The sequence below is a fragment of the Rhizobium sp. 21-4511-3d genome, from assembly GCF_053522545.1.
This window is the reverse complement of sequence record NZ_JBNWCF010000017.1, coordinates 1-21,270: the sequence shown is the minus strand read 5'-3', so window position 1 is coordinate 21,270 and position 21,270 is coordinate 1. Positions and strand designations below refer to the sequence as shown.

Here is a 21,270-nt window from a genome sequence, read left to right as displayed (position 1 = left end):
GGCAGGCTTTCATGATTTCCAGTGAATAGGATAAAAAATTCAGGGACTTCGGTGGCTTGGTAAATTTCGCGGTTTCACTCCATCAGCCGCGGCAGGCGCTCGACCAGCGTGTCGATCGCCAGGCGTACCTTCGGCAGCATGACCGGCGAGCGCGGCCAGACGGCATGGGACTGGAAGACGACCGGGCGGACATCGGTGAGGACGCGGACCAGGCGGCCGGCTGCCACATGCTCGCGCACCATCCAACAGGGCAGCCAGACGAGGCCGGCGCCTTCGACGGCGAGATCGCAGATGGTGGCGAGATCATCCATGCGGAGCCGGGACTGCGGCTGTACCCGCCGCCAGGGATCGTCATCGGTCGGGAAGACCCAGGTGCGGTGGCTGTCCTGCTTGCCGTAGATGATGCCGGTGTGGCGGGCGAGATCATCCAGCGTTTTCGGCGTGCCGTGTTTTTCGAGATAGGAGGGGGAGGCGCAGACCGTCAGCCGCTGGTGGGCGATCAGCCGCGCCATCATGTTCTCGTCGTCCTTCAGCGGTCCGTTGCGGATCGCCAGATCGTAGCCGTCGTCGAGCAGATCGACGATGCGGTCGTTGAAGGAGAGGTCGAGCTCCAGCTCCGGATGTTCGTCGAGCAGCGAGACGAGAATCGGGGCGATGCATTGGCGTCCGAAGATCACCGGCATGGAGACGCGCAGCTTGCCGCGCACCGTGCGCTTGCCGGCCTCGAGCAAGGCTTCGCCGATCCGGATTTCCTCCAGCGCCTTCAGGCAGCGTTCGTAGAAGAACTGGCCCTCGTCGGTCAGGCTTTGCGCCCGGGTGGTGCGGTGGAAGAGGCGCACGCCGAGGCGTTCCTCCAGCCGGGCGATGGTCTTGCCGACGGCCGAGCGCGTCAGGTTGAGCCCGCTTGCCGCGGCCGAGAAGCCGCCGGCTTCCACGACTTCGACGAAGACGGAGATGCCGCCGAGCTTCTCCATGATTGTATCCTCTGTGGAACCGATCTTGGGAATTTATATCGCAACTGCGGCGCCAATTTCAACGATAGCATGGCTCCATTCGCTGAACAGGCAAAGGAGCATATGCGATGACCAAGGCAAGGCAGTGGACGATCGACGGGATCGGCCCGAAGAACCTGAAGATATCGGAGGCGCGGACGGAGGACCCTGGGCACAATCAGGTTCTGGTACGCACGGAAGCGGTATCGCTGAACTATCGCGACAAGCTGGTGCTGGAAACCGGCATGGGCCTGCCGCTGCAGTTTCCCTTCGTTCCGGCCTCCGACATGGCCGGTATCGTCGAGGCGGTCGGCCCCGGTGTGACGCGCTTCAAGCCGGGCGACCGGGTGATCTCGACCTTCTCTCCCGGCTGGATCGACGGCAAGAACCTTGGCGATGCGCGCAATCCGCCCTACCGCACGCTCGGCGGCATCTATCCCGGCGTGCTCTCGGATTATCTCACGTTCTCAGAGGACTGGTTCGCCAAGGCGCCGGATACGCTCGATGCGGCCGAAGCCAGCACCTTGCCCTGCGCCGGTCTGACGGCCTGGTTCGCGCTGGTCGAGCGCGGCAAGCTGAAGGCCGGGCAGAAGGTGCTGATCCAGGGGACGGGCGGTGTGGCGCTGTTCGGCGTGCAGATCGCAAAGGCGCATGGCGCCGAGGTCTTCGTCACCTCGGGCAGCACGGACAAGCTGGAGCGCGCCCGCGCCATCGGCGCCGATCACGGCCTCGGCCGGGAAAACTGGGTGGAGACGCTCTATGGCCTGACCGGCGACTACGGCGCCGACCAGATTCTCGAAATCGCCGGCGGGGCGAATTTCGGCGAGGCGCTGAAGGCCGTGGCGGTCGGCGGGCATATCCATGTCATCGGCGTGCTCGAGGGCTTCGAGATCTCCGGGCCGGTTGCGCCGCTGCTTTTGAAGTCGCCGACCGTACAGGGCATCAGCGTCGGCCATCGCCGGGCGCTGGAGGATCTGGTGCGGGCGGTCGATATATCGGGCATCAAGCCGGTGATCGACAAGGCCTATGCCTTCGAGGACCTGCCGGAAGCGCTGGCGCATCTCGACCGCGGCCCCTTCGGCAAGATCGTGGTCACCTTCTGAAACATCGGCTCCCGCGGATCAGCGGGAGCCTTTCACTACCTTGCGGGCTTGCTACTCCTGCAGGCAAGCGACCATGATGTTGCAATCACACATAAATGTTCTATCAATAAATCGCGTCTATCCAGAACGTGTCTCAATTGATTTTTATCACGGCATGATTGCCCGATCAGCTTACGCCACTGCCGCCATGAACGGTGAAACAGTGTGCTTGGGGGTCACTAATGACATCAATTTCTTCCAGTCCTAATTCCGCTCTTCTCATTCTTCAGGCCCAGTCGTCGGCCGCAACAGACAAGACCACGGCTGCCGCTCCGGACCTCGTGGCGACAGCCAATGGCCAGCCTTCAAAGCAGACGGTCGGCGTCAGCACCCAGCCGACGCAGGCAGAATCGAAGATTTCCGACGCCCTGTTCAGCGTCAACAATCGCTCCATCACGCAGATGAAGCTCGATCTGATCGAGCGCACCGGCGAGGAACTCGGCGTCAAGAAGGACGACTACGCCTCGACCGACGATTTCGTCGCGGCGATGAAGAAGGTCGTCACCAACATCAAGGCGCATAAGGGCTGGGAACAGGTTGTCGCCAAGATCGAAAAGGATCTCGGCCTCGATAAGCTCGGCGTCTCCCTGGAAGACGTGATCAACAGCGCGCGCGATCCCGAACAGGACGACAAGGTCACCGAAGCGCTGAAGAAGCAGGCCGGCATGGTCGACGAGAAGGAAGAAGATGCCGACAAGGCCGTGCTCTTGAAGCAGGACGAAGACGGCACCTACGCGCCCACCGACGCTGCCCCGCAGAACTGACGCTGTCGGCTCAACATCTGCATAGCATTAGGCCCGTGGGTAGTCCCGCGGGCCTTTCTCATTCGTCCTTGCCGTCCCGCATGCAGATACGGGAGCGGCCCGCCATCATGCCGCAGCGGCTTCACTCTGGAAGCTGAAGCCTTCGTCGGCCCAGCCGGTCATGCCGCCGATCATCACCTTCACCTGCTTGCCGAGGCGGGCGAGGCGAAGGGCTGCCTTGTCGGTGCCGTTGCAATGCGGCCCGGCGCAATAGACGACGAAGAGCGTGTCTTCGGGCCATTCGGCCATGCGATGGGCGGTCATCTTGCCGTGCGGCAGGTTGATGGCGCCGGGGATGTGGGAGGCCGCGAACATCGCGGGCGAGCGGACGTCGAGCAGCACGAAATCGGCCTTGCCCGCGGCAAGCGATGCGTTGACGTCCCAGCAGTCGGTCTCGAAGGCGAGCTTGCGGGCGTAAAAGGCGGCGGTGGCTTCCGGAGCGGCGGCCGGGGTTTCGCTGACGAAGCTTGGCATGGGCGGTTCCTTTCGTTCGGGTTGCGGCCCGTTATCGCCGATGCTATGGCTTGGCGAAATTGGCCAGAATGACGATGAGCGTAAAGATCATGCCAAATCCTGCCGGACCGGAAGTGGCGGTGCTTGCCTATGACGGGCTCTGCACCTTCGAATTCGGCATCGCCTACGAAGTCTTCGGCTTGCCCCGCCCCGAGATGGGCGAGGGCTGGTACCGCTATTCGGTCTGCGGCATCGAGCCCGGGCCGCTGCGCGCGGCGGGCGGGCTGACGGTTGCGGCCGATCACGGGCTCGAGGTGCTGGAGAGGGCCGACCTGATCGTCGTGCCCGGCTGGCGGTCGATCGATGCGCCGGTGCCTGATGATCTCACCGCTGCCCTTCGCGCCGCCCATCGGCGGGGCGCACGCATCATGTCGCTCTGCTCGGGCGTCGCCGTGCTCGCCGCTTCGGGCCTGCTTTCCGGCCGCCGGGCGACGACGCACTGGCGCTATGTCGGCGCGATTGCCGCACGCTATCCCGACATCGCCTTCGACGCCGGGGTTCTCTACATGGATGAGGGCAGCATCCTCACGGCGGCGGGCAGTGCCGCCGGTATCGATCTCTGCCTGCATGTGGTGCGCGGCGATTTCGGCGCTGACGCCGCCAACAGCGTTGCCCGCCGCCTTGTCCTGCCGCCGCATCGCGAGGGCGGCCAGGCGCAGTTCATCCACGCACCGGTGCCCCAAGCGCGCGAAGGCATCCGTCTCGGACCGCTGATAGACTGGATGCGCGAGCGCCTCGACGAGGAGCAGCCGATCGGTCTCCTCGCTGATAAAGCCGGCATGAGCCAGCGCACCTTCCAGCGGCGTTTCGAGAAGACGACCGGCCTCAGCGTCGGCGAATGGCTGTTGAAGGAGCGGCTGCGCCATGCGCGGGAACTGCTGGAAAAGCAGGGCGCGGCATCGCTGGATGATATTGCTGCGGCGAGCGGATTCGGGACGGTCGCGACGATGCGGCACCATTTCCGCAAGCGGCTGGGGACGAGCCCGGGGGCGTATCGGAAGACGTTTGCGGGAGTGGCTTAGGCCCTGGTACGGTAGGGCAGGACGTCGATATCCTGCTCGCGGCGCCGTGCTTGGGCGATATCGAAGCTGTTCTGCATCCGCATCAGCGTATCCATCGAGATGCCGAATGCCTTCTCGAACCGCAACGCCATCTCGGGGGAGAGCGACGCGCGTTCATTGAGCAGGGTGGACAGGGCAGGCCGGGTGACGCCAAGGGCGCGCGCCGCATCGGTCACCGAGAGGTCCAGTTCCTCCAGAACTTCGTGTTTGAGAAAGTCCCCGGGATGCGCGGGGCTCTTCATGCGAATGCCAAGTGCTTCCGTCATTGGCCTCTCCTAGTGATAGTCTGATCCGTCCCGCGTAAGGTGTTGCTCAACGCGAGACGGCTTGGAAGAGCGAAATAAGTTCGCCACGTCACTCCCGCTCCCTAAAAGTAGTGGTCGCGGTGGATGCCGTCATAGTGGCCAGATTGCAGGCAACAGTTCTTGAAACCGCCTCCGCGAACCACAGGGGCAGGGGTCGTTGCGGCCGAGCTTCTCGATCAGTTCGATATCGCCGTGGATGAACTGACGCCCAGTTTTGACGCAGGTTTCGGAGGGGTAGGATTTACGTCGCTTGGACGTGACCTCAAAAGCTGAGGCCGGTGAGGTGTTTGCGAGCCATGGCTGCCTCCTCTTGGTGGGACGCTGCGATAGTGCAGCGGCACATCCTTAGCACCGATATGCCGGTAGGCAAAGCCGTGGCGGGAAATCCGCCGCGGCTTTGCTAAGCTATTACTCCGCGGCCTGTCGCGCCATCGGGTTGTTCGGATGGGTCGTCCAGTTGGCGTAGGTGCTTTCGACGACCTTGCCGGTGCGTTCGTCCAGCGCGCCTGCCGGCAGGCCTTCCATGGTGATGCAGTTCTCGACCGGGCAGACGTTGACGCAGAGGTTGCAGCCGACGCACTCGTCTTCCATGACTTCGAAATGGCGGACGCCGTCGACGAAGTTGGTGATCGCCTGGTGCGAGGTGTCCTCGCAGGCGATATGACAGCGGCCGCACTTGATGCAGGCGTCCTGGTCGATCTTGGCCTTGGCGATATAGTTGAGGTTCAGATACTGCCAGTCGGAGACATTCGGCACGGCGCGGCCGGTGATGTCGTCGAGGGTGCGGTGGCCCTTTTCGTCCATCCAGGCCGCGAGACCGGAGATCATCTCGTCGACGATCTTGAAGCCGTAGGTCATCGCCGCGGTGCAGACCTGCACGTTGCCGGCGCCAAGCACCAGGAACTCGGCCGCATCGCGCCATGTCGTGACGCCGCCGATGCCGGAGATTGGCAGGCCCGACGTCTCAGGGTCGCGGGCGATCTCGGCCACCATGTTGAGGGCGATCGGCTTGACGGCCGGGCCGCAATAGCCGCCGTGGCTGCCGCGCCCGTCAATCGAGGGCTCCGGCGAGAAGGTGTCGAGATTGACCGAGGTGATCGAGTTGATCGTGTTGATCAGCGACACCGCGTCCGTGCCGCCTTGCTTGGCGGCGCGGGCAGGGCGGCGGATGTCGGTGATATTAGGCGTCAGCTTGGTGATGACGGGCATGCGCGTGTACTGCTTGCACCAGCGCACGACCATCTCGATATATTCCGGCACCTGACCGACCGCGGCACCCATGCCGCGCTCGGACATGCCGTGCGGACAGCCGAAGTTCAGTTCGATGCCGTCGGCGCCGGTTTCTTCCACCAGCGGCAGGATCGCCTTCCAGCTCTCCTCCTCGCAGGGCACCATGATCGAGGCGATCAGGGCGCGGTCCGGCCAGTTCATCTTCACCTGCTTCATTTCCCGCAGGTTGGTCTGCAGGTCGCGGTCGGTGATCAGCTCGATGTTGTTAAGACCGAGCAGGCGGCGGTCGGCGCCCCAGATCGCGCCGTAGCGCGGGCCGTTGACGTTGACGACGGGCGGGCCTTCCTCGCCGAGCGTCTTCCAGACCACGCCGCCCCAGCCCGCCTTGAAGGCGCGCTCGACGTTATAGGCCTTGTCGGTCGGCGGCGCGGAGGCGAGCCAGAACGGGTTCGGGGATTTGATGCCGACGAAATTATTGCGGAGATCAGCCATTGTTCATGCTCCCCTTCAGGCGACGGCAACGGCCGGCTGCAAACCTGCAGCAAGCACGCGGTTGATGGATTCGGCGGCGTCGCGGCCTTGCGCGACGGCCGAAACGGTGAGGTCGTCACCGCCGAGCACGCAGTCTCCGCCCGCCCAGACGCCCTCGATCGAGGTGCGGCCTTCGCCATCGATGGCGATGCGGCCGGCTTCGGTGCGCAGCGCGCCGAGGCCTGAGGCCTCGAAGGTCTGGCCGATCGCCTTGAAGATCTGGTCGGCGGCGATCACGCCGGTCTCTCCCGTCGTAACCAGCCGTCCTTCGGCGAGCGCGGTATATTCGACCTCGATGCCGGCGACCGCGCCATTCTTGGCGACGATCGATTTCGGCGCCAGCCAGTGGCGGATGATGACGCCCTTGGAAGCGGCGAGATCCTGTTCGAACTCGGAGGCGTTCATATACTCTTTGCCGCGGCGGTAGCAGATCGTCACCTCTTCGGCGCCGAGCAGCTTGGCCTGGACGGCAGCGTCGATCGCCGTCATGCCGCCGCCGAGAACGACGACGCGGCGGCCGATCGCGACCGTACCCTTGTCGCCGGACTGGCGCAGTTTGGCGATGAAATCGACGGCGTCCTCGACGCCGGGCAGGCTTTCGCCATCGACCTTCAGGGCGTTGACACCAGCAAGACCGATGCCCAGGAAGACCGCGTCATATTGCGCCTGCAGGTCCGACAGCGAGAAATCGCGGCCGAGCAGCTGGCCGTTCTTCACCTCGATGCCGCCGATCGACAGGACGTAATCGACTTCCTTCTGGGCGAAGTCATCGACCGACTTGTAGGTGGCGATGCCATATTCGTTGAGGCCGCCGGATTTCGGCTTGGCGTCGTAGATGACGACGTCATGGCCCTTGACCGCCAGGCGGTGGGCGGCGGCGAGCCCGGCAGGACCGGCGCCGATGACGGCGATCTTCTTGCCCGTCGAAGCGGCGCGGCTATAGAACTGCTTGCCTGCGTTCATCGCGGCATCGGTCGCATAGCGCTGCAGGCGGCCGATCTCCACGGGCTTTTCCTCTGCCGTGTTGCGCACGCAGGCCTGTTCGCAGAGCTCTTCGGTGGGACAGACGCGGGCGCACATGCCGCCCAGGATATTCTGGTCGAAGATCGTCTTGGCCGAACCGATCGGATTGCCGGTCGAGATCTGGCGGATGAACAGCGGAATGTCGATGGAGGTGGGACAGGCCGTCATGCACGGCGCGTCGTAGCAGAAATAACAGCGGTCGGAAGCGACCAGCGCCTCATGCTTGTCGAGGCGCGGATGCAGATCGGAAAAGTTGTCGTCATACTCGGCGGGCGAAAGCCGGCCAGCATGAATCCCAGTTTCCAGTCGTTCCATTGAAGTTCCCTCATTATTGGTAAACGGCTAGTGAGGGAAAGCGTAACTCAGGTCCAAAAATTTATCAAACGGTAAAATTTTGAGTGCTTATAGAGGTTATGCCACTGATTTTACATACCTATTCTCATCAGGATTTCGGCTGCGGCATCAGGGATTTCGCGGGGGTTTCACCGGCTCGACAAAAAAGATTCACAAAAGTCCACTTTTTTTCCGGACGGGTGGAACCAAAGGTTAACGCGCCCGTTATTGGGGTATCCTGATGATGATCGCATCGACCCAACATGCGCGCCCCCAACCCATCATCCGGATCTACTCACGGTCCCCTCCCGGTGAGTGAAAACAGCCAGTGCGCCGCCCTCGCACTGGCTGTTTTATTTTGTCCACACCAGTGCCGTCTTGGGGAGTAGAGCTCCCGGTCAGGCGCGCTTCAGGATTTCGAATTCGGTCTCGGGAATCAGCAATGCATATTCGATGCGGCCGGGTGTCAGCTTGAGCACTGCCTTGCCGTTCATCGATGAGGGCACGACGCGCTCGAGCACGGTCTTGCCGAAGCTGTTTTCGCTGAATTCGTGAACTTCCGTCCTGTTCGGTAGGGCCTCCGCCCAGGTCACTTCGATCGCCTTCCTGCCGTTGAGTTCAGCTTCGCGGCAGTTGAGCGTGATCGAGGCCGCACCGCCGGCAATGGCGCCGAAGGAGGCGGAGTTGACGATCAGTTCGTGCAGCGCCAGCCCGAGATGGACGGCGGCATTGGGTGTCATATGGGCGTTGATGCCGAAGATCGGCATGGTGCCGGCGGTCTCCGGCCAGTAGGGGGCGAACTGCTTTTCGGCGAGCTCGAAGAGGTAGGCGCCGCGCCAGCTGGAATCGGTGATCAGGTCCTGCGAATTGGAGAGCGACTGCAGGCGGCCGCGGAATTTCACCAGGAAACCATCGAGCGACAGCGTGTTGCGCGCCGTCTGCGTGGCGATGCCCTGGATGATGGCGAGCAGGTTTTTCGAGCGGTGCGAGAGCTCGCGAAGCAGCGACTTCAGCACCTTTTCGCGGTGACGGGTCTCGGTGACCTCGGAGAGGACCGAGAGAATGCCGTAAGTGCCGCCTTCGGCGACGCGCTGGACCTTGAGCTCGTAGCTGCGCATCTCGCCGTCGACATTGACCTCGACCTCGGCCGTCGTCGGCGCGCCGCCTTCGAGAACCTTAAGCTTCAGGGCGTGGAGATATTCGCCGTAAGCCAGGCCGAAGAGGTCGGCATCGGTCGCGCCAGGTCGGAAGAGATGCTGGAAATGAGCGGGCAGGTTCTCGGCGTAAGCGATTGCGAGCTGGGAGTCCTGAAAGAGAATCGAAATTCCGGCACTGCGAAGCGCCCGTTCCATCATCACGGCTTTGCCATCCATATGGGAGGCATTGCCGATTAATGGTTTCATCGTAGTCACCAAGCCGCTTTTCCTTATCCGTCTGGTGCAGCTGGAAAGAGGTTGCCAATTCAGCCGGTCCGTCCGCCGGTCAGTTTATGACCAAGCGTTGCAGAAACAGTTAAAGCTCCCGAAGCGCGCCAGTCAGGCTGGAACGCTTCGGCTTTTGCTTTGTTCCGTTATCCGGAAAACCCTTTTCAGGCGGCAACCTTGGTCGATTCATTGAAGAACAGCGCCTGGCTGATCAATGCCTTGACCATGTCGGGATTGAAGGGCTTCGTAACAAGGAACGTCGGTTCCGGACGTTCGCCGGTCAGCAGACGTTCGGGGAAGGCGGTGATGAAGATCACCGGTACGCTTGAGGTCTTCAGAATGTCGTTGACCGCATCGATGCCCGAGCTGCCATCGGCAAGCTGGATGTCGGCAAGAACCATGCTCGGCTTGGTCTTGTTGTAGAGCGCGACGGCTTCCGTGTGGGTGCGGGCGATGCCGGTGACCTTGTGGCCAAGGCTTTCGACCATCTGCTCGATATCCATGGCGATCAGCGGTTCGTCTTCGATGATCATGATGTCGGTCGCGACTTGGCGGGAGATTTCCTGCGAGGCGGTGTCGAGCAGGCTCATGACTTCCTTTTCCTCGACGTCGAGGATCAGGGCGATCTCGCCGACGCGGAAGTTCTCGACCGATGCGAGGATGAAGGCCTGGCGTGCCGCCGGCGAAACCTTGGCGAGGTTCACTGTCGCGCGCTGTTCCCATGCATAAGGCGAGGCCGGCTCGGGAATCTGGACTGCGGTGGAACCAAAAAGTTCGGTGAACAGTTTGTAGAGTGCGACGCGGTCGTTAGCGGTATCCGGGAAAATGGATATGTCGGCGATGATCGCTTCAAGCACCGCGGCAACATATGCATCGCCAGATGTCTGAGTGCCGGTGAGAGCGCGGGAATAGCGACGCAGATAAGGAAGGTGCGGCGCAATTCGAGTTGAAAGTGTCATTAATAACTCCCGTCTATAGGCCGGTAACTGGCTCTAATGGGTCAGAAACGTGAGACTATTAAAAAAGTTCCGGACAGTGCGGAACTTTTTTCAGGCACCCGCATTATCCTTGCCGACGAATAAGGGCATGCCGGTTTGAAGAATGTCATCTGCAGCGTTGCGGCATCAACTGTCCCCGGGACGGTCGGTGCTTTCCGTGTCTGCACCAAGACCTCGGGCGGCCCCTCACAACAGAGAGACAACAGACGAGAAGTGACGAGTTAATGACAACACAGCAGAACGAAGAGAGAGATCAACAACGGCTGGATGTGCGGGCGGGCGACATACTCGATCCCAACAACCAGATCGGCGTCAAATTGCGGTCGCTTTACGCTGCCGTCCAGGACGAAGCGATCCCGGACCGTTTTCTCGATCTGCTCGAAAAGCTCGACCAGGCCGAGATGATGGCTTCGGCCAAGATGGCGGAATAAGGTGAGCCTATGGAACAAGCGCAACCAAGCTTCAAGCGCGAACTCCTGGCAGCTCTGCCGAGCCTTCGCGCATTCGCAATCTCGCTGATCGGCCGCCACGACCGCGCGGACGATCTCGTACAAGACACCATCATGAAGGCATGGGCCAAGCAGGACCACTTCGAGATGGGCACCAACATGAAGGCGTGGCTCTTCACGATCCTGCGCAACGAGCTTTACAGCCAGATGCGCAAGAGCGGCCGCGAGATCCAGGACAGCGATGGCCTGTTCACGGAATCCATGGCGATGCACCCGTCGCAATACGGCGCACTCGACCTGCAGGATTTCAAGAAGGCGCTCGAGCAGCTGCCGCCGGACCAGCGTGAAGCGATCATTCTGGTCGGTGCTTCGGGCTTCTCCTATGAAGAGGCTGCCGAAATCTGCGAATGCGCCGTCGGCACGATCAAGAGCCGCGTCAACCGCGCCCGCCAGCGCCTGCAGGAACTGCTGCAGATCTCCGGCGAGGCCGACTTCGGACCCGACGCGACGTCCGCCCCGCTGACATCGAAGGCCTTCGCCTTCTAAACCAAGGGATACTTGGGAGGAAAAAGCCGGCTGCCCCTTGTGGGCGTCGGCTTTTTTGTTTGTCGGGGAGTTTTGGGATGATGCCTGGGGCGGTGGGCGGGGCCCCCTCATCCGGCTGCCGCCACCTTCTCCCGAGGGGGAGAAGGGGCAATGCCGCGCCGCCTCGATCCCTTCTCCTCCGCGGGGAGAAGGGTGACCCGGTAGGGCCGGATGAGGGGGCTCCGGGCGCTGACGGTCAGCTATATTAGTCCCGCTTGGAGCCAACCAGGGTGGAGGCAACCAGTGCAGCCAGTACGCCCGCGGTCAACAGCGGCTGCGAGCGAAGAAGGCCGATGCCGGCCGCTGCTGCGGATTCAAGCGCCAGGCGGCGCTCTTCAACGCGGCGCTTCTCCTGCGCATTGAGGATTGCCATGACCACGAGGGCGATGACGGCAATGAGCACTGCGCAGGCGGCGAGGAAGAGGGCGGCGCCGACCGGGCCGTAGATGCCCGCAAGCCAGATGGCACCCGCGGTCACCGCCAGCGCATAGGCGGTCAGCAGGAAAAGCGCGGCGATCGCAATGAAAATGCCGTTGCGCTTGGTCCGCGCAACGGTACGGTGAACGCTGTTTCCCACCAGCATGCTGAGGATCGGGAAGAGCATCGAGCCTCCTAGCGGCGGGCGAGGAGGGCGAGCACGAGGCCGAAGGCGGCGGCCGCGCCGATCGTGGCGACCGGATGCTTGCGCACGGTGTCGCGGACTTCGCTGGCGCCGCGCAGATAACCATCCTGCAGGTCACGCAGCAGATCTTCGCTGCGGCCGACCAGCTCGTCGTAACCGGCAGAGGCCTGATAGCGGATCTTGTCGGACTGGCGGCGGGAATTCTTGGCGGCGATCTTGGTCAGCGCCTCGATTTCATCGCGCAGATGCTCGATCTGGTCTTCGATCGTGCTCTCGATGCTGTGGAGCGTGCCGTTGCCCTTGCGGGAGCCGCGAACGGACTGGAGGATGGATGAAGCCATGATTTTTCTCCATGCTTTTGGGCGGGCAGATGCGCCGCCTGTTTAAAACGCAGGTCAAGACCATTGCTGTTGGGAAGAGTGCCCCGGCCATGACCCAAATCATCGACACGGAGAACGCGAAAGGCCCGGAAAGGTTCCCGGAAAAGCCTCAGATCGCGCTGTGGGCGAGCACGAAGGGCGTGCCGTCTGATGGCACCTGGTTGATGCGCAGCGCGCAGCCGAACACGGAGTGCATGTTCTCGTCCGTCAGCACGTCTCGGACGCTGCCGGCCGCTGCCAGCCGCCCGGATTTCATCAGCACGATCTGGTCGGCAAAGAGGGCCGTCAGGTTGAGGTCGTGCATGACGGCGACGACGCCGCCGCCGGCTTCACAGAACTGCCGGGCCAGCCGCATGATCGTCAGCTGATGGCTGATGTCGAGGCTGGAGACCGGTTCGTCGAGCAGCAACCAGCAGGGCTTGCCGTGGGCGATGGGCTCGGCGATCTGGCAGAGGACGCGGGCGAGCTGGACGCGCTGCTGCTCGCCGCCGGAGAGTTCCTGATAGTAGCGGCCTTCGAAGCCGTGCAGGTCGACGGCGCCGAGGGCGCGGGTTGCGGTCTCTTCGGCTTTTTCCGGATGTAGATTGACGCCCGTGGTCAGGCCCATGCGGACGATTTCGCGGACGGTGAAGGGGAAGGAGATGGCGCTTGCCTGCGGGAGGACGCCGCGGATGGCGGCTAGCTTCCAGGGCGCCATGTCGCGCACTTCGGCGCCGTTGATCTTGACCGACCCCCTGGCGGCAAGCTCGCCGGAGACGGCTTTCATCGTCGTCGTCTTGCCGGAGCCGTTGGGACCGGCGATTGCCGTCAGCTCGCCGGCACGCGCCGTGAAGCTGACGCCGTGGACGATGGTCTTGCCCGACAGATCGACGGAAACATTGGAAAGCTCGATCATGGAAATGGTCTCAGAGAGCAAGCCGGGAGCGCTGGCGCAGCAGGATCCACAGGAAGAAGGGACCGCCGACAGCCGCGGTGATGATGCCGATCGGCAGTTCGGCCGGGGCGACGATGGTGCGCGCCAAGACGTCGGCAAAGATCAGCAGCGAACCGCCGAGCAGGGCGGAAGCGGGTAGCAGATAGCGATGGTCAGGGCCGATCACCATGCGCAGCACATGCGGCACGACGATCCCGACGAAACCGATGCCGCCGCTGACGGCGACCGAGGCGCCGGTGGCGGCCGCGACGGTGACGATGGCGATATTCTTCAGCCGCTGAACGGGAACGCCCATGTGGAAGGCGGCGGCCTCGCCAAGCGTGATGGCGTTGAGGCCGCGGGCCATGAATGGGAGGACGACGAAGGAGAGCAGGATGATCGGCGCTGCTGCCGCGATCTTCATCCAGGTGGCGCCGGAGAGCGAGCCCATGCCCCAGAAGGTGAGGTCGCGCAGCTGCTGATCGTTCGCCATGTAGGTCAGAAGGCCGGTCAGGGCGCCTGTGAGAGCGCCGAGCGCGATGCCTGCGAGCAGCATGGTGCCGATCGAGGTCTGGCCGTTGCTGGTGGCGACCCTATAGAGCAGCAGCGTGGTGGCAAGACCGCCGCCGAAGGCCGCAAGCGGCAGGGCATAGATGCCGAGCAGATTGAAGAGCGGCATGGCGATGCCGCCGCCGAGCACGATCATGACGACGGCGCCGAAGCCCGCGCCGGAGGAGACGCCGACTAGGCCCGGATCGGCCAGCGGATTGCGGAACAGGCCCTGCATCACCGCGCCAGAGACGGCGAGCGAGCCGCCGACCAGGAAGCCGAGAATGGCGCGCGGCATGCGGATATCGAAGATGATGATCCGGTCGCGCATGGTGAGCGCATCGGCCTGGCCGCCGAGATTGGCGATGACATCGAACATCGATGCGTCCGATGCGCCGGTGGTGACGGAAAACAGCAGCGAGAAGACTGAGCCGACGACGAGCAGGGCGATGACCAGGACCGCGAGGCGGGCGCGATCGCCCGCCTGCTGCCGCTCGCGCAGCGCCGTGATCGAGAAGAGGGAGCGTCTTTCACGCGCCATCGCATCCTGCATTGCCATGTTAGCCGCCGTAGATCGCGGCGTTCAGTTCGCGCACCGCGCTTGCCGTGCGCGGGCCGAAGCCGAGAAGGTGCAGGCCGTCCATGCGGATGACCGCCTTGTTCTGGGCGGCGGGCGTCAGCGCGATCGCCGGCTGCTTGAAGAGATCGTCGTTGGCTGCCGCATGGCCGCCTTCGCGGTCCATCATCAGGATGACGTCGGGCTTCGCCTCGATGATCGCCTCGTCGGTCAGCGCCTTGTAGCCCGGGAAGGTGCCGACGGCATTGACGCCGCCTGCGAGCGCGATGATCCCGTCGGCGGCCGTGCCGGTGCCCGAGGCCATGATCTTTCCGCCTTGGGCGCTGAGGATGAAGAGCACGCGCTTGCGCTCGCCTTCCGGACGCTTCTCGGCATCGGCGATCGCCGCATCGAGATCGGCACCAACCTTGGCTTCCAGGGCCTTCGCCTTGTCCTCGACGCCGAGCAGGGTGCCGACGCGATCGATCTTCTTCAGGATGCCGTCGCGGTCATAGGTGTTCGGCACGGTCTCGAAGGGAACGCTGGCGTTTTTCAGAACGGTCAGCGCTTCCGGCGGGCCGGCGCCCTCGACGGCGATGATCGCCGACGGGTTGACGGCGAGAATGCCTTCCGGCGAGAGCGCCCGCATATAGCCGACATCAGGCAGCTTCGTCGCCGCTTCGGGATACATGCTGGTCGAGTCGCGGGCGATGATGCGGTCCTCCTCGCCAAGCGCATAGATGATCTCGGTGACGTCGCCGCCGACGGAGACGATGCGCGAGGTGTCGATTTTCTTCGGTTCGGCGGCATGGCCCGCCCGGACGAAGGAGTAACCGGGCGTGGCAACCGGCGAGGGGATCAGCGGCAGGGCCATGACGGCCGCCGTCAGCGCCAGTTCCCAGAGGCGGATGCGGCGCAGGCTGGAGGGCATTTTCATCACCATGCTCCTTATGCGGCGACGCTTGCGGCGCGCGGCAGGTTCTCGACGATCTCGCGCCAGTCGCTGCGCTCGTCGGTGCCTTCCTTCCGCTTGCCGAAGAACTGGATGATCATCTCGCCCTTGGCATCGTAGGCTTCGAGCGAGGTGACATGGCCGTCCTTGGTCGGCTTGCGCACGGCCCAGGCCTCGGCAATGTGGTCCTGGCGCAGATGCAGGTGGAAGGTCGGGTCCATGACATTGATCCAGGGACCCATCGGCTGGACGTTGAAGATCGGGCCGGAATGTATCTGGACGATGCCGTTATTGGCGACGAAGCACATGATCGGCAGGCCTGACTTGACCGAGGCGTGCAGCAGCTCCGCCGTCGCCGAGGGGTCGAGCTTCCAGGCGTAATCGTCGCCGACGGTGCGCACGGCCGCCTGGCGGCCGATCTTCAGCTTGCGCAGCATGCCAAAGAATTCGTGGGTGTCGGTGAGCTTGCTCCAGTTGTCGCGCAGTTCGTCGCGGCTGACATCGCCGGTTTCATCTGCGCCGAAGCTTGCTTCCTGCTCGACGAATTCCTGCGACTGGTCCTCGAGCTTCAGTTCGGCGACGATCGCATGATAGGCCTCGACATTGGACGATGGGCGCAGGTGGACCTTGTGGACCGCATTGCCGGTCTTGTCGAAATACTGAAGGCTGAGGCGCTCGGTATCGCCGTCCTTCTTGGTGACCGCGAAGGCATGCGCCCAGCGGCTCGGGAAGACGCGCAGGTCGATATTCTCGCCGAGAACGATGGCGTTGTGCTGGCCGGTGGTGATGTTCTCGTAGACGCCGATCTTTTCGTGAACGGCGCTTTCGTTGCGCGACAGCGCCATGACTTCGCCGAGGCTGGCGACGCGCTCCAGAAGCTTGTTGGCGCTGGCATCGATGCGGGTGGCGGAAATGCCGACTTCGGCGGCGACGAGGGCAGCCTCGGAGATCTTCAGCTGAGCAGCGATATCGCGCTCGCGCATCTTCGGATTCTCGGCGCGAAACGCACGAATTTCGGCCGGTGCCGGTCTGGTGTTCTCGGTCATGTTCTACCCTTACTTATTGAGAATGAGCTTGCCCTGACGGGTAATTTTCATGCGATAGACCACGCCCTCATGCCGGATCATGATCTCGTTCGCGCCGCGGAAGATGTCTCCGCTTTCGATCGTGCGCACTTCCGCCGCGTCCTTGACGAACGGCGCATGCTTAAAGGTGTCAGGCTTTTCAACCATCATTTCGGTTGGCAATTTCCGCTTGTGCCGCGGCTTGTTTTCCCGCGGCTCCGATACATTTATCTTGACTTTCATAGTCAGCATTTTTTAAAGACGCAATAGAAGAGTTATCAACTCAAGTTTTCGAAATCGCATGGAGAAGTGATGATGGCGGCACGCAGTTTTGCAGCGCTTGTGGCAGGCGGATTGATCGCGGCGGGAAGCGTTTTTCCTGCTTATGCGCAGGACGCCGCTGCCGCAGCTGCTCCGGCCGCTCCCGCCAATGCTCTTGAGGTCGAGCTGAATGCGCTGGCGCCCTCGCAGAAGGGCTGCATGATGACTTTCGTGGCGCTGAACAAGCTGGCGGCCCCGGTCAACAAGATCTCCTTCGAGCTTGCCTTCTTCAACGACAAGAATGCCGTCGACAAGATCACCGTTCTCGACTTCCGCGACCTGCCGCAGGGCAAGAAGCGCGTGCGCCAGTTCGACATGCCGAACGTCAAGTGCGAGGCGGTGACCCGCATCCTGATCAACGACACGCCGGTCTGCGATGGACCGGCTGCCGGCGAATGCATGAAGGGTCTGGTGACCCGGTCGCAGATTTCGGTTCCCTTCGAAGGGTAATGAATGCGCCGGGGATGAACCCCGGCGAGGCTTCAGTTTCCAACTGGCCGGGGCAGGCACATGGTAGTTTCAGCGAAATCCCAGTCACGGCAGGTGTTCTTTGCCGATCAGGAAGAGGGCGGGTCGAACGACAACCTGCCCGGCCTGCATCCCGGCCATGAAATGCCGGAGCTGCGCAACGCGCCGCGCCAGCCCGCCGCCGAGGCCGTCGTCCACTATGCCCGCTTCGCCCAGATCGGCTCCTTCCCCGAGCATGCCAAGGGACCGAAAGCCGATGCCGCCGATGCGCCGGCAATGGATACGTCTGCCATCGAGAAGCAGGATGCGGCGGCCAAGCCCGTCAAGCGCAATGTCGTTGCAGCCTGCCTGACCTCATTTGCATTTCATGCGATCGTCTTCACCGCGCTTGCCGTCGGTTTCGTCGTTGCTCCGCACGAGGCGGAGGACGAGGCGGGCGAGGCGATCAGTGTTGTCGTTCTCGGCGATTCGGAGGCCGACCAGGCATCGACAGGCGATCCCGACCTACAGGTTGAGCCGCAGCCGGAAGAGGTCGTGGCAGAGAACGTAAAGCCCGACACAATCCAGCCGACCGAGGCCGAGCCGGTTGAAACACCGGCTGAGCCGGTCGAAGCACAACCCGTCCAGCCAACCCAGGAGGTGACGCGCGTCTCGCCGGAGACAGTGACGGCGGCAGAGCCTGAGGTGCTGACCTCCAATAGTCCGGCTGAGACTTCCGTGGTGCAGCCGATGGCGGCGCAGCAACCCGAAGAGGTAGCGCCCACCGAGCCGGTGGAAACCGCCGAAGCCTTGCCTGAACCGGTGCAGCCCGAAGATGCCCCGACGCCGATGCCCAAGCCGAAGGCGGTGCAGCCGGCTGAGAAGCCGCCAGTTGAAAAGAAGGAACCGCCCAGGAAGGTGGCGAAGAAAGCCGCCGGCTCCCAGGGCGAGAACAAGCAGGAAGCAAGACGCGGTTCCGCCGACGGCCAGGAGAATGCGCAGTCGAACCAGAATTCGCGAACAACTGGCGGCTCCGGCGCCGATAGCGCGGCGATCGCCAGCTATCCCGGTAAGGTGCGGTCGCGCATCAACCGTTGCGTCCAGCGACTTCCGCGTCAATATAAGACGGAAGTGGTTTCGCTGCGCCTTCAATTGAGCATCAATCGCGGCGGCGACGTCGCTGCGGCATCGCTGGCGAGCGGTTCCGGAAATCCGGCCGTCAATCAGGCGGTTCTCGCGCTGGTGCGCGGCTGCAGCGTGCCGCCGCTGCCATCGGACTATACGAAGTCGACCTGGGGATTCACCCAGGAAGTGCAGATTTCCTCGCGCTGAAATAAATATGATCAAAAGAGTCAACTTTATACTTTACTCTAAAAATCAAGTTTAATAAGGTCCCGCTTGCACACTGGAATCGTGTGACGATCAACGAGCGAACGGGTGGTAAATGGCTCGGAAGGCGAAGAAGGGATCCAACCGGGAAATCCGCGTCAGCGCGGATGCGGCACCCGAGGCGCAGCCGTCGGGACGGTCCAAATTGGATGGCCGCAGTTTTCTCTATGTCGGCGGCCGGGATTGCCAGGTGGCACATCTTCGCGAGATCGCCAGCAGCTTCGGCGCCGAGCTCATCCATCATGACGGCGGGCTGCGCGAAGCGGTCTCCCGCATCGATACCGTTCTTCCCTCCGTCGACTGCGTGTTCTGCCCGATCGACTGTATCAGCCATGACGCCTGCGTGCGCGTGAAGACCGGCTGCAAGAAATTCGGCAAGGCCTTCATTCCGCTGCGCAGCGGCAGCAAGTCCAGCCTCGAGCGGGCCTTGAACACGATGAACGAACGAGACAATTCCCGATGAAAGACCAGCGCCCCGAGGGCTTCATGATGATCGGCCTGCACAAGCTCGCCGCACAGAATGGCGACGGCCTCGTGCCCGAACTCTACGATCTGCTGATGAGGAATGCCGAGCGCCGGGCAGAGGCGGATAACGTCACCGAATTTCCCTATTGGGAGACGAGGATGCCGGGTGTCGAGCCGGAAAAGCCGCTCGGCCGCGAGGCGGCAAACGGCAACAACATCGTTGCCTTCGCCGCGCCGGTGCGCAAAAGCCGGAAGCGCTGAGGACGCCTCATGTATATCGCAATGAACCGCTTCAAGGTTTCCACCGGCTCGGAAGCCGAATTTGAGGACGTCTGGCGCAACCGCGATTCCAGCCTCTCGCAGGTGCCCGGTTTCGTCGAGTTCCGGCTGCTGCGCGGCAAGGCGAATGCGGAAGAGGGCTATACGCTGTTTTCCTCGCATACGCTGTGGGCGAGCGAGGAGGATTTCCTCAACTGGACGAAGTCCGAGAGTTTTCGCGCTGCCCATCGCAATGCGGGCGACCGCAAGGCGATGTACAAGGGGCCGCCGGTCTTCGAGGGTTTCAATGTGGTCGAGGGCATCTGAGCGATGGAAGATCCGCAGCGCGTCGAAGTCATCCCGATCCTGCCGTCTCTCGATATAGCGGAGACGCTTGCCTTCTACCGCGATGAGCTGGGCTTTGCCGTGACCTACGAGACGGCGGATTATCTGATCGTCCGCCGCCAGGAGATGGAGCTGCATTTCCGGCTGACGGACGACCGCTCGCTTTGCGAACGCAGCTCCGTCTATATCCGCGGTGGGCGGATCGGCGCGCTGCATCAGGAATATTCCGGCAAGGGGGTACCGCGCCTCAGCGCGCTCGAATTGCGCCCCTGGAACATGGAAGAGTTCTTCATCCACGATCCGCACGGCAACCTGCTGCGCTTCGCGCGCATTCCCGGCCGCTGAGTTCTGCCGAAGACTGGGGTCCCACTGAGACCCCCGGGGTCCTTCTGCGACCCCTGGCCGCAATTGCCGGCGGCGAGGACGCGCTATGGTTTGGCCCGTCGCCCGTGCTATCGTCATGATATGACGAAGCCTGTTCTATCCCTGCAACTCTTCTCGCTGCGCGAACTCGGATCGCTCGACGCCCAGCTTTCCGCTGCCGCGAAGGCCGGCTTCCAGTCCGTCGAGCCGCTCGGCCATCAGTTGCAGGATGCAGCGGCGCTGAGCGAAGCGCTGGCGCGCCACGGCCTGACCTCTCCCACCGCCCATATCGGCCTCGAATTTCTGCAGAGCGAGCCGGGCCGGGTTGCCGATGCCTGCCGCGCCTGCGGCATCAGGGAACTCTTCGTGCCGCAATCGGCCACTTTCCTGCCGCCGGAGACGACGGGCGGCTGGCAGCGCCTCGGCGCCGAACTCGGCCGTCTCGCGGAGCGCTATGCGGCCGACGGCATTTCGGTCGGTTATCACAACAAGATGGCGGGCTTTGCGCTGTTGCCGACGGCGCGCTACGGCTTCGAGGTGATGTTCGAGGCGGCGCGCGGCACACCGCTCGTCTGGCAGGCCGATATCGCCTAGATCTCGCGCGCCGGCGTCAACCCGGCCGACTGGCTGCACCGCTACGCCAAGGTTCTGGTCTCCGCCCATGTGAAGGATCGCGCGCCCGAAGGCGCCAATGCCGACGAGGACGGCTGGGCCGATGTCGGCGCCGGCACGCTGATGTGGCCGTCACTCTGGCGGCTGGCGCTGGCGAACGGGGCGCGGACGCTGGTGGTCGAGCACGACAGCCCGAAGCGGCCGTTTGAATTTGCGCAGACGAGTTTTGCCTATCTCAGCCGGTTTATGGCGCATTCGTGAGGGGGTGGTGGGGCGCGGCCCAGAACTCCATCATCCCTGTGACGAGCACAGGGATGATGGAGGAGAGGTGGGGCGGTCTTCGTTCAAACTGCTAAGGTGGGTGGGTTTGGGGCTCTCTGCCTTCAGAGCCAACAGCCCCCTCATCCGGCTGCCGCCACCTTCTCCCCGAGGGGAGAAGGGACGTTTGGCGGCCGCTCGTTTCGACCCGTCCCAACTCGCTACGTGGCTATGAGTGCCGGCCGGATGCAAGCGAGAGATCCAATACTGCGGTCACAATCGCGACCGTCCCCTTGTAACTTCCCTTTATCCGCTATCGAGGCTGTAATGCCTATCGCGGTGGCGAGCGAGAGACCGAGGCCCCTCTGGGACACCAAGCCCGCGGGA

28 protein-coding genes are annotated in these 21,270 nt (G+C 63.1%); 13 read left to right on the top strand and 15 right to left on the bottom strand.

From position 1 onward, the window contains the following. Window positions 1-74: 74 nt before the first annotated feature. Entirely contained in the window at window positions 75-974 is a 900-nt protein-coding gene (locus ACQZ5H_RS27955; RefSeq protein WP_449099617.1) for a LysR family transcriptional regulator, read from the bottom strand. Between the two features lie 107 nt (window positions 975-1,081). Between ACQZ5H_RS27955 and ACQZ5H_RS27950 the strand changes: the two genes are divergently transcribed. Beyond that, complete coding sequence (locus tag ACQZ5H_RS27950) at window positions 1,082-2,095, top strand: zinc-dependent alcohol dehydrogenase family protein (RefSeq protein ID WP_449099616.1); 1,014 nt, start codon at window positions 1,082-1,084, stop codon at window positions 2,093-2,095. 221 nt (window positions 2,096-2,316) lie between these two features. Continuing rightward, complete coding sequence (locus ACQZ5H_RS27945) at window positions 2,317-2,898, top strand: hypothetical protein (protein ID WP_112711394.1); 582 nt, start codon at window positions 2,317-2,319, stop codon at window positions 2,896-2,898. Between the two features lie 105 nt (window positions 2,899-3,003). On the opposite strand, the gene ACQZ5H_RS27940 is transcribed toward ACQZ5H_RS27945, so the two are convergent. Beyond that, window positions 3,004-3,411: a rhodanese-like domain-containing protein gene (locus ACQZ5H_RS27940; protein WP_449099615.1), complete on the bottom strand. Its 408-nt coding sequence runs from the start codon at window positions 3,409-3,411 to the stop codon at window positions 3,004-3,006. Window positions 3,412-3,479: 68 nt separating this feature from the next. On the opposite strand from ACQZ5H_RS27940, the gene ftrA reads away from it, so the two are divergent. Beyond that, on the top strand, window positions 3,480-4,472 hold the full coding sequence (gene ftrA, locus ACQZ5H_RS27935) for a transcriptional regulator FtrA (RefSeq protein WP_449099614.1): 993 nt from the start codon (window positions 3,480-3,482) through the stop codon (window positions 4,470-4,472). Here ftrA and ACQZ5H_RS27930 read toward each other — a convergent pair. From ACQZ5H_RS27930 to ACQZ5H_RS27905, 6 genes are all read right to left on the bottom strand, one after another. Then, entirely contained in the window at window positions 4,469-4,777 is a 309-nt protein-coding gene (locus ACQZ5H_RS27930; RefSeq protein WP_449099613.1) for a HigA family addiction module antitoxin, read from the bottom strand. The genes ftrA and ACQZ5H_RS27930 overlap by 4 nt on opposite strands. A gap of 129 nt (window positions 4,778-4,906) precedes the next feature. Beyond that, complete coding sequence (locus ACQZ5H_RS27925) at window positions 4,907-4,993, bottom strand: SEC-C metal-binding domain-containing protein (RefSeq protein ID WP_245441737.1); 87 nt, start codon at window positions 4,991-4,993, stop codon at window positions 4,907-4,909. A 231-nt stretch (window positions 4,994-5,224) separates the two neighbouring features. After that, entirely contained in the window at window positions 5,225-6,538 is a 1,314-nt protein-coding gene (gene preA / locus ACQZ5H_RS27920; RefSeq protein WP_112711389.1) for an NAD-dependent dihydropyrimidine dehydrogenase subunit PreA, read from the bottom strand. Window positions 6,539-6,553: 15 nt separating this feature from the next. Continuing rightward, a complete protein-coding gene (locus ACQZ5H_RS27915; RefSeq protein WP_449099612.1) occupies window positions 6,554-7,915 on the bottom strand; it encodes an NAD(P)-dependent oxidoreductase in 1,362 nt (453 codons plus the stop codon). 416 nt (window positions 7,916-8,331) lie between these two features. After that, complete coding sequence (locus ACQZ5H_RS27910; RefSeq protein ID WP_165402761.1) at window positions 8,332-9,336, bottom strand: sensor histidine kinase; 1,005 nt, start codon at window positions 9,334-9,336, stop codon at window positions 8,332-8,334. 185 nt (window positions 9,337-9,521) lie between these two features. Beyond that, window positions 9,522-10,316, bottom strand: coding sequence for a response regulator (locus ACQZ5H_RS27905; protein ID WP_130283921.1), 795 nt, complete (start codon window positions 10,314-10,316; stop codon window positions 9,522-9,524). A 263-nt stretch (window positions 10,317-10,579) separates the two neighbouring features. Between ACQZ5H_RS27905 and ACQZ5H_RS27900 the strand changes: the two genes are divergently transcribed. Next, window positions 10,580-10,786, top strand: a complete 207-nt coding sequence (locus ACQZ5H_RS27900; RefSeq protein ID WP_112711386.1) for a NepR family anti-sigma factor — start codon at window positions 10,580-10,582, stop codon at window positions 10,784-10,786. Window positions 10,787-10,795: 9 nt separating this feature from the next. Beyond that, a complete protein-coding gene (locus ACQZ5H_RS27895; protein ID WP_112711385.1) occupies window positions 10,796-11,350 on the top strand; it encodes an RNA polymerase sigma factor in 555 nt (184 codons plus the stop codon). Between the two features lie 244 nt (window positions 11,351-11,594). On the opposite strand, the gene ACQZ5H_RS27890 is transcribed toward ACQZ5H_RS27895, so the two are convergent. The 7 genes from ACQZ5H_RS27890 to hemP form a co-directional block, all read right to left on the bottom strand. Beyond that, on the bottom strand, window positions 11,595-11,993 hold the full coding sequence (locus tag ACQZ5H_RS27890; protein WP_199627598.1) for a hypothetical protein: 399 nt from the start codon (window positions 11,991-11,993) through the stop codon (window positions 11,595-11,597). Between the two features lie 8 nt (window positions 11,994-12,001). After that, entirely contained in the window at window positions 12,002-12,352 is a 351-nt protein-coding gene (locus ACQZ5H_RS27885; RefSeq protein WP_112711383.1) for a DUF883 family protein, read from the bottom strand. Between the two features lie 148 nt (window positions 12,353-12,500). Beyond that, window positions 12,501-13,286, bottom strand: coding sequence for a heme ABC transporter ATP-binding protein (locus tag ACQZ5H_RS27880; protein ID WP_449099611.1), 786 nt, complete (start codon window positions 13,284-13,286; stop codon window positions 12,501-12,503). A gap of 10 nt (window positions 13,287-13,296) precedes the next feature. Then, a complete protein-coding gene (locus ACQZ5H_RS27875; RefSeq protein WP_449099679.1) occupies window positions 13,297-14,406 on the bottom strand; it encodes a FecCD family ABC transporter permease in 1,110 nt (369 codons plus the stop codon). Between the two features lie 7 nt (window positions 14,407-14,413). Beyond that, window positions 14,414-15,346, bottom strand: a complete 933-nt coding sequence (locus ACQZ5H_RS27870; protein ID WP_449099610.1) for a heme/hemin ABC transporter substrate-binding protein — start codon at window positions 15,344-15,346, stop codon at window positions 14,414-14,416. Between the two features lie 11 nt (window positions 15,347-15,357). After that, entirely contained in the window at window positions 15,358-16,407 is a 1,050-nt protein-coding gene (locus tag ACQZ5H_RS27865; protein WP_449099609.1) for a hemin-degrading factor, read from the bottom strand. A 9-nt stretch (window positions 16,408-16,416) separates the two neighbouring features. Then, on the bottom strand, window positions 16,417-16,596 hold the full coding sequence (gene hemP, locus ACQZ5H_RS27860; protein ID WP_112711378.1) for a hemin uptake protein HemP: 180 nt from the start codon (window positions 16,594-16,596) through the stop codon (window positions 16,417-16,419). A 141-nt stretch (window positions 16,597-16,737) separates the two neighbouring features. Between hemP and ACQZ5H_RS27855 the strand changes: the two genes are divergently transcribed. The 8 genes from ACQZ5H_RS27855 to ACQZ5H_RS27820 all read left to right on the top strand — a co-directional run bounded on the left by ACQZ5H_RS27855 (window position 16,738) and on the right by ACQZ5H_RS27820 (window position 20,886). Continuing rightward, window positions 16,738-17,196, top strand: coding sequence for a hypothetical protein (locus ACQZ5H_RS27855; RefSeq protein ID WP_449099608.1), 459 nt, complete (start codon window positions 16,738-16,740; stop codon window positions 17,194-17,196). Window positions 17,197-17,256: 60 nt separating this feature from the next. Beyond that, the gene (locus ACQZ5H_RS27850; RefSeq protein ID WP_449099607.1) at window positions 17,257-18,525 is read left to right on the top strand and encodes a TonB family protein; all 1,269 of its coding nucleotides are present in this window, start codon (window positions 17,257-17,259) and stop codon (window positions 18,523-18,525) included. A gap of 112 nt (window positions 18,526-18,637) precedes the next feature. Beyond that, the gene (locus tag ACQZ5H_RS27845) at window positions 18,638-19,045 is read left to right on the top strand and encodes a DUF2325 domain-containing protein (RefSeq protein WP_449099606.1); all 408 of its coding nucleotides are present in this window, start codon (window positions 18,638-18,640) and stop codon (window positions 19,043-19,045) included. After that, on the top strand, window positions 19,042-19,308 hold the full coding sequence (locus tag ACQZ5H_RS27840; RefSeq protein ID WP_449099605.1) for a hypothetical protein: 267 nt from the start codon (window positions 19,042-19,044) through the stop codon (window positions 19,306-19,308). The genes ACQZ5H_RS27845 and ACQZ5H_RS27840 overlap by 4 nt, the downstream gene beginning before the upstream one ends. 9 nt (window positions 19,309-19,317) lie before the next feature. Then, window positions 19,318-19,632, top strand: coding sequence for an antibiotic biosynthesis monooxygenase family protein (locus ACQZ5H_RS27835; protein ID WP_449099604.1), 315 nt, complete (start codon window positions 19,318-19,320; stop codon window positions 19,630-19,632). 3 nt (window positions 19,633-19,635) lie between these two features. Then, complete coding sequence (locus ACQZ5H_RS27830) at window positions 19,636-19,995, top strand: bleomycin resistance protein (RefSeq protein WP_449099603.1); 360 nt, start codon at window positions 19,636-19,638, stop codon at window positions 19,993-19,995. Window positions 19,996-20,115: 120 nt separating this feature from the next. After that, window positions 20,116-20,607, top strand: coding sequence for a sugar phosphate isomerase/epimerase family protein (locus ACQZ5H_RS27825; protein WP_449099602.1), 492 nt, complete (start codon window positions 20,116-20,118; stop codon window positions 20,605-20,607). 69 nt (window positions 20,608-20,676) lie between these two features. Next, complete coding sequence (locus ACQZ5H_RS27820) at window positions 20,677-20,886, top strand: hypothetical protein (RefSeq protein ID WP_449099601.1); 210 nt, start codon at window positions 20,677-20,679, stop codon at window positions 20,884-20,886. Window positions 20,887-21,270: the final 384 nt, after the last annotated feature.

Bases quoted from the DNA above. Each gene is read 5' to 3' on its own strand.
- ACQZ5H_RS27955 (WP_449099617.1), bottom strand. From the start codon at position 974: ATGGAGAAGCTCGGCGGCATCTCCGTCTTCGTCGAAGTCGTGGAAGCC.
- ACQZ5H_RS27950 (WP_449099616.1), top strand. From the start codon at position 1,082: ATGACCAAGGCAAGGCAGTGGACGATCGACGGGATCGGCCCGAAGAAC.
- ACQZ5H_RS27945 (WP_112711394.1), top strand. From the start codon at position 2,317: ATGACATCAATTTCTTCCAGTCCTAATTCCGCTCTTCTCATTCTTCAG.
- ACQZ5H_RS27940 (WP_449099615.1), bottom strand. From the start codon at position 3,411: ATGCCAAGCTTCGTCAGCGAAACCCCGGCCGCCGCTCCGGAAGCCACC.
- ftrA (WP_449099614.1), top strand. From the start codon at position 3,480: ATGACGATGAGCGTAAAGATCATGCCAAATCCTGCCGGACCGGAAGTG.
- ACQZ5H_RS27930 (WP_449099613.1), bottom strand. From the start codon at position 4,777: ATGACGGAAGCACTTGGCATTCGCATGAAGAGCCCCGCGCATCCCGGG.
- preA (WP_112711389.1), bottom strand. From the start codon at position 6,538: ATGGCTGATCTCCGCAATAATTTCGTCGGCATCAAATCCCCGAACCCG.
- ACQZ5H_RS27915 (WP_449099612.1), bottom strand. From the start codon at position 7,915: ATGGAACGACTGGAAACTGGGATTCATGCTGGCCGGCTTTCGCCCGCC.
- ACQZ5H_RS27910 (WP_165402761.1), bottom strand. From the start codon at position 9,336: ATGAAACCATTAATCGGCAATGCCTCCCATATGGATGGCAAAGCCGTG.
- ACQZ5H_RS27905 (WP_130283921.1), bottom strand. From the start codon at position 10,316: ATGACACTTTCAACTCGAATTGCGCCGCACCTTCCTTATCTGCGTCGC.
- ACQZ5H_RS27900 (WP_112711386.1), top strand. From the start codon at position 10,580: ATGACAACACAGCAGAACGAAGAGAGAGATCAACAACGGCTGGATGTG.
- ACQZ5H_RS27895 (WP_112711385.1), top strand. From the start codon at position 10,796: ATGGAACAAGCGCAACCAAGCTTCAAGCGCGAACTCCTGGCAGCTCTG.
- ACQZ5H_RS27890 (WP_199627598.1), bottom strand. From the start codon at position 11,993: ATGCTCTTCCCGATCCTCAGCATGCTGGTGGGAAACAGCGTTCACCGT.
- ACQZ5H_RS27885 (WP_112711383.1), bottom strand. From the start codon at position 12,352: ATGGCTTCATCCATCCTCCAGTCCGTTCGCGGCTCCCGCAAGGGCAAC.
- ACQZ5H_RS27880 (WP_449099611.1), bottom strand. From the start codon at position 13,286: ATGATCGAGCTTTCCAATGTTTCCGTCGATCTGTCGGGCAAGACCATC.
- ACQZ5H_RS27875 (WP_449099679.1), bottom strand. From the start codon at position 14,406: ATGCAGGATGCGATGGCGCGTGAAAGACGCTCCCTCTTCTCGATCACG.
- ACQZ5H_RS27870 (WP_449099610.1), bottom strand. From the start codon at position 15,346: ATGAAAATGCCCTCCAGCCTGCGCCGCATCCGCCTCTGGGAACTGGCG.
- ACQZ5H_RS27865 (WP_449099609.1), bottom strand. From the start codon at position 16,407: ATGACCGAGAACACCAGACCGGCACCGGCCGAAATTCGTGCGTTTCGC.
- hemP (WP_112711378.1), bottom strand. From the start codon at position 16,596: ATGATGGTTGAAAAGCCTGACACCTTTAAGCATGCGCCGTTCGTCAAG.
- ACQZ5H_RS27855 (WP_449099608.1), top strand. From the start codon at position 16,738: ATGATGGCGGCACGCAGTTTTGCAGCGCTTGTGGCAGGCGGATTGATC.
- ACQZ5H_RS27850 (WP_449099607.1), top strand. From the start codon at position 17,257: ATGGTAGTTTCAGCGAAATCCCAGTCACGGCAGGTGTTCTTTGCCGAT.
- ACQZ5H_RS27845 (WP_449099606.1), top strand. From the start codon at position 18,638: ATGGCTCGGAAGGCGAAGAAGGGATCCAACCGGGAAATCCGCGTCAGC.
- ACQZ5H_RS27840 (WP_449099605.1), top strand. From the start codon at position 19,042: ATGAAAGACCAGCGCCCCGAGGGCTTCATGATGATCGGCCTGCACAAG.
- ACQZ5H_RS27835 (WP_449099604.1), top strand. From the start codon at position 19,318: ATGTATATCGCAATGAACCGCTTCAAGGTTTCCACCGGCTCGGAAGCC.
- ACQZ5H_RS27830 (WP_449099603.1), top strand. From the start codon at position 19,636: ATGGAAGATCCGCAGCGCGTCGAAGTCATCCCGATCCTGCCGTCTCTC.
- ACQZ5H_RS27825 (WP_449099602.1), top strand. From the start codon at position 20,116: ATGACGAAGCCTGTTCTATCCCTGCAACTCTTCTCGCTGCGCGAACTC.